We start from the raw sequence: 5,175 nt of genomic DNA, 5'->3' as shown, positions 1-5,175 counted from the left end.
ACTTGGCATTTACCCTATCTCGCAGGGGGCAACCCCCAACTACTTCCGGCGTAATAGGACTTAACTTCTGTGTTCGACATGGGAACAGGTGTATCTCCTATGCAATGAATACCAAATCATGGTCTGAATGTATTGAACACTCAAAACTAAATAACAATCTCTTGATAAATAAGTAAAGCTGAACTCATATGTTCTATTACTTGGTAAAGTCCTCGAGCTATTAGTACTGGTCCGCTCCATCCCTCGCAGGACTTCCACTTCCAGCCTATCAACCTGATCATCTCTCAGGGCTCTTAATTCATAAAGAATGGGAAATCTCATCTTGAGGTGGGCTTCGCACTTAGATGCTTTCAGCGCTTATCCCTTCCCTACATAGCTACCCAGCGGTGCTCCTGGCGGAACAACTGGTACACCAGCGGTAAGTCCACCCCGGTCCTCTCGTACTAAGGGCAGATCCTCTCAAATTTCCTACGCCCGCGACGGATAGGGACCGAACTGTCTCACGACGTTCTGAACCCAGCTCGCGTGCCGCTTTAATGGGCGAACAGCCCAACCCTTGGGACCGACTACAGCCCCAGGATGCGACGAGCCGACATCGAGGTGCCAAACCTCCCCGTCGATGTGAACTCTTGGGGGAGATAAGCCTGTTATCCCCAGGGTAGCTTTTATCCGTTGAGCGATGGCCCTTCCATGCGGTACCACCGGATCACTAAGCCCTAGTTTCCTACCTGCTCGAGTTGTAGCTCTCGCAGTCAAGCTCCCTTATACCTTTACACTCTACACATGATTTCCAACCATGTTGAGGGAACCTTTGGGCGCCTCCGTTACTCTTTAGGAGGCGACCGCCCCAGTCAAACTGCCCGACAGACACTGTCTCCCACGCCGATTATGCGTGTGGGTTAGAGCAACCATGAAGCAAGGGTAGTATCCCAACAGCGACTCACTTGAAACTAGCGTCCCAAGGTCAAAGTCTCCTACCTATCCTGTACATGCTTCACAGGTACTCAATATCAATCTGCAGTAAAGCTCCATGGGGTCTTTCCGTCCTGTCGCGGGTAACCTGCATCTTCACAGGTACTAAAATTTCACCGAGTCTCTCGTTGAGACAGTATCCAAATCATTACGCCTTTCGTGCGGGTCGGAACTTACCCGACAAGGAATTTCGCTACCTTAGGACCGTTATAGTTACGGCCGCCGTTTACTGGGGCTTCAATTCAGAGCTTCGCCTAAGCTAACCCCTCCTCTTAACCTTCCAGCACCGGGCAGGCGTCACCCCCTATACATCACCTTGCGGTTTAGCAGAGAGCTGTGTTTTTGATAAACAGTTGCTTGGATCTTTTCACTGCGGCTGTATTTCTACAGCACCCCTTCTCCCGAAGTTACGGGGTCATTTTGCCGAGTTCCTTAACGAGAGTTCTCTCGATCACCTGAGGCTACTCGCCTCGACTACCTGTGTCGGTTTGCGGTACGGGTAGTATTGAATTAAACGCTAGAAGATTTTCTTGGCAGTGTGACATCAAGGGCTTCGCAACCGTAGTTGCTTCCCCATCACAGCTCAATGTTAAAGGAAAATGCATTTGACACATTCCACACCTCACTGCTTAGACCAGAATCCATTAACTGGCTCCCTTTAGCCTACTGCGTCCCTCCATCACTAACAATACTAGTACAGGAATATCAACCTGTTGTCCATCGACTACGCCTTTCGGCCTCGCCTTAGGTCCCGACTAACCCAGGGCGGACGAGCCTTCCCCTGGAAACCTTAGTCTTACGGTGGATAAGATTCTCACTTATCTTGCGCTACTCATACCGGCATTCTCACTTGTAATCGCTCCAGCACCCCTCACGGTATACCTTCATCGCTGATTACAACGCTCTCCTACCATTTAATTAATATTAAATCCACAGCTTCGGTAATATGTTTAGCCCCGGTACATTTTCGGCGCAGGGTCACTCGACTAGTGAGCTATTACGCACTCTTTGAATGATAGCTGCTTCTGAGCTAACATCCTAGTTGTCTGTGCAACCCCACATCCTTTTCCACTTAACATATATTTTGGGACCTTAGCTGGTGGTCTGGGCTGTTTCCCTTTCGACTACGGATCTTAGCACTCGCAGTCTGACTGCCGCACATGTGTATTAGCATTCGGAGTTTATCTGAAATTGGTAACCCGAGATGGGCCCCTCATCCAAACAGTGCTCTACCTCCAATACACTTAAATTGCGACGCTAGCCCTAAAGCTATTTCGGAGAGAACCAGCTATCTCCCAGTTCGTTTGGAATTTCTCCGCTATCCACAAGTCATCCAAACACTTTTCAACGTGTCCTGGTTCGGTCCTCCAGTGCGTCTTACCGCACCTTCAACCTGCTCATGGATAGGTCACTAGGTTTCGGGTCTACATCATGATACTAAAGCGCCCTATTCAGACTCGCTTTCGCTACGGCTCCGCCTCTTCAGCTTAACCTCGCATCATAACGTAACTCGCCGGTTCATTCTACAAAAGGCACGCTCTCACCCATTGACGGGCTCGAACTTCTTGTAGGCACACGGTTTCAGGTGCTATTTCACTCCCCTCCCGGGGTTCTTTTCACCTTTCCCTCACGGTACTGGTTCACTATCGGTCATTAAGGAGTATTTAGGCTTGGGAGATGGTCCTCCCGGATTCAAACTGGATTTCGCGTGTCCAGCCCTACTCAGGATACTGCTAGGTATAAAGTCTATTTCAAATACGAGGCTATTACTCTCTTTGGCTTACCTTCCCAGGTAATTCTTCTATAGACTTTAAGTCCACGTTGCAGTCCTACAACCCCAAGAAGCAAGCTTCTTGGTTTGGCCTGTTTCCCGTTCGCTCGCCGCTACTTAGGAAATCGTTTTTACTTTCTCTTCCTGCAGGTACTTAGATGTTTCAGTTCTCTGCGTTACCTTCTCGTAAGCTATGTATTCACTTACGGATACTATGCATAACATAGTGGGTTTCCCCATTCGGAGACCTAGGGATCAATGCGTACTTACTGCTCCCCCTAGAATATCGTCGTTAGTCACGTCCTTCTTCGGCTCTTAATGCCAAGGCATCCACCGTGCGCCCTTATTAACTTTGCCATTAAAACAAGTATAAGTTTTTTCGAACTATTTAAAATAATTCGCAGCTTTACAGAAATGTTTTACCATTTCTCGGTTTATTTATCGTTATAAGATATTGTTATTTAGTTTTCAATGATCAATTCCTATTTTAACGTCTTCGTTGACAAGATACTTCCGTATCTTATGGAGCCTAGCGGGATCGAACCGCTGACCTCCTGCGTGCAAAGCAGGCGCTCTCCCAGCTGAGCTAAGGCCCCTTCTCTCAACGCAATCTTCTCTATCTTGCATCAAAAGACTGCTTGTTTGGTCTTTATAGACCCCTCAAAACTGAATAAAGTAGAACAACATCTTTTTTTATATTCCTTAGAAAGGAGGTGATCCAGCCGCACCTTCCGATACGGCTACCTTGTTACGACTTCACCCCAGTCATCGGTCTTACCTTAGGAAGCGCCCTCCTTGCGGTTAGGCAACCTACTTTGGGTACTCCCAACTTCCGTGGTGTGACGGGCGGTGTGTACAAGGCCCGGGAACGTATTCACCGCGGCGTGCTGATCCGCGATTACTAGCGATTCCGACTTCATGCAGGCGAGTTGCAGCCTGCAATCCGAACTGAGAATGGTTTTAAGAGATTAGCGCACCCTCGCGGGTTGGCGACTCGTTGTACCATCCATTGTAGCACGTGTGTAGCCCAGGTCATAAGGGGCATGATGATTTGACGTCATCCCCACCTTCCTCCGGTTTATCACCGGCAGTCTCACTAGAGTGCCCAACTTAATGATGGCAACTAGTAATAAGGGTTGCGCTCGTTGCGGGACTTAACCCAACATCTCACGACACGAGCTGACGACAACCATGCACCACCTGTATCCCGTGTCCCGAAGGAACTCCTTATCTCTAAGGATAGCACGAGTATGTCAAGACCTGGTAAGGTTCTTCGCGTTGCTTCGAATTAAACCACATGCTCCACCGCTTGTGCGGGCCCCCGTCAATTCCTTTGAGTTTCAACCTTGCGGTCGTACTCCCCAGGCGGAGTGCTTAATGCGTTAGCTGCGCTACAGAGAACTTATAGCTCCCTACAGCTAGCACTCATCGTTTACGGCGTGGACTACCAGGGTATCTAATCCTGTTTGCTCCCCACGCTTTCGAGCCTCAGTGTCAGTTACAGGCCAGAGAGCCGCTTTCGCCTCCGGTGTTCCTCCATATATCTACGCATTTCACCGCTACACATGGAATTCCACTCTCCTCTCCTGCACTCAAGTCTCCCAGTTTCCAATGCACACAATGGTTGAGCCACTGCCTTTTACATCAGACTTAAGAAACCACCTGCGCTCGCTTTACGCCCAATAAATCCGGACAACGCTTGGGACCTACGTATTACCGCGGCTGCTGGCACGTAGTTAGCCGTCCCTTTCTGGTTAGATACCGTCACTTAAGTAATTTTCCACTCTACTTAACGTTCTTCTCTAACAACAGAGTTTTACGATCCGAAAACCTTCTTCACTCACGCGGCGTTGCTCGGTCAGGGTTGCCCCCATTGCCGAAGATTCCCTACTGCTGCCTCCCGTAGGAGTCTGGGCCGTGTCTCAGTCCCAGTGTGGCCGATCACCCTCTCAGGTCGGCTATGTATCATCGCCTTGGTAGTCCTTTACACTACCAACTAGCTAATACAACGCGGGATCATCAAGTAGTGAAGCAATTGCTTCTTTCAAATAAGAATCATGCGATTCTCATTGTTATGCGGTATTAGCGTTCGTTTCCAAACGTTGTCCCCCGCTACTCGGCAGATTTCCCACGCGTTACTCACCCGTTCGCCGCTCTTCATAAAAATAGCAAGCTATCTTTAATCATCGCTCGACTTGCATGTATTAGGCACGCCGCCAGCGTTCGTCCTGAGCCAGGATCAAACTCTCATTTAAATTTAGTTCATCAAATGAACTGGCTGTTGTTTTGTCTTTCATTATTGAATTGACAGTTGGTATACAAGAAGTTAACTTCTCGCATATAGTCATTCTACTTTATTCAGTTTTCAAAGGTCTATCGCTCTCGTAAGAGATACGCTCTCTCGCGACAACTATTATATTCTATCAAACTCA

The 5,175-nt window shown here is 48.5% G+C and carries 1 tRNA gene and 3 rRNA genes; all 4 read right to left on the bottom strand.

Annotation, left to right across the window (positions count from 1 at the left end):
- The 4 genes from rrf to BZZ03_RS11565 all read right to left on the bottom strand — a co-directional run bounded on the left by rrf (nt 1) and on the right by BZZ03_RS11565 (nt 4,998).
- A 5S ribosomal RNA gene (gene rrf, locus BZZ03_RS11580) occupies nt 1–116 on the bottom strand.
- An 84-nt stretch (nt 117–200) separates the two neighbouring features.
- Nucleotides 201–3,100 (bottom strand): 23S ribosomal RNA (locus tag BZZ03_RS11575).
- Nucleotides 3,101–3,266: 166 nt separating this feature from the next.
- Nucleotides 3,267–3,339, bottom strand: a tRNA-Ala gene (locus BZZ03_RS11570).
- 110 nt (nt 3,340–3,449) lie between these two features.
- Nucleotides 3,450–4,998: ribosomal RNA gene (locus BZZ03_RS11565) — 16S ribosomal RNA — on the bottom strand.
- The 16S, 23S and 5S rRNA genes sit together here with 1 tRNA gene alongside, the layout of an rRNA operon.
- Nucleotides 4,999–5,175 lie beyond the last annotated feature (177 nt).

Source organism: Lactococcus petauri (assembly GCF_002154895.1).
Classification (GTDB): Bacteria; Bacillota; Bacilli; order Lactobacillales; family Streptococcaceae; genus Lactococcus; species Lactococcus petauri.
The sequence above is the reverse complement of the archived record's forward strand: the minus strand, read 5'-3'. Positions and strand labels throughout refer to the sequence as shown.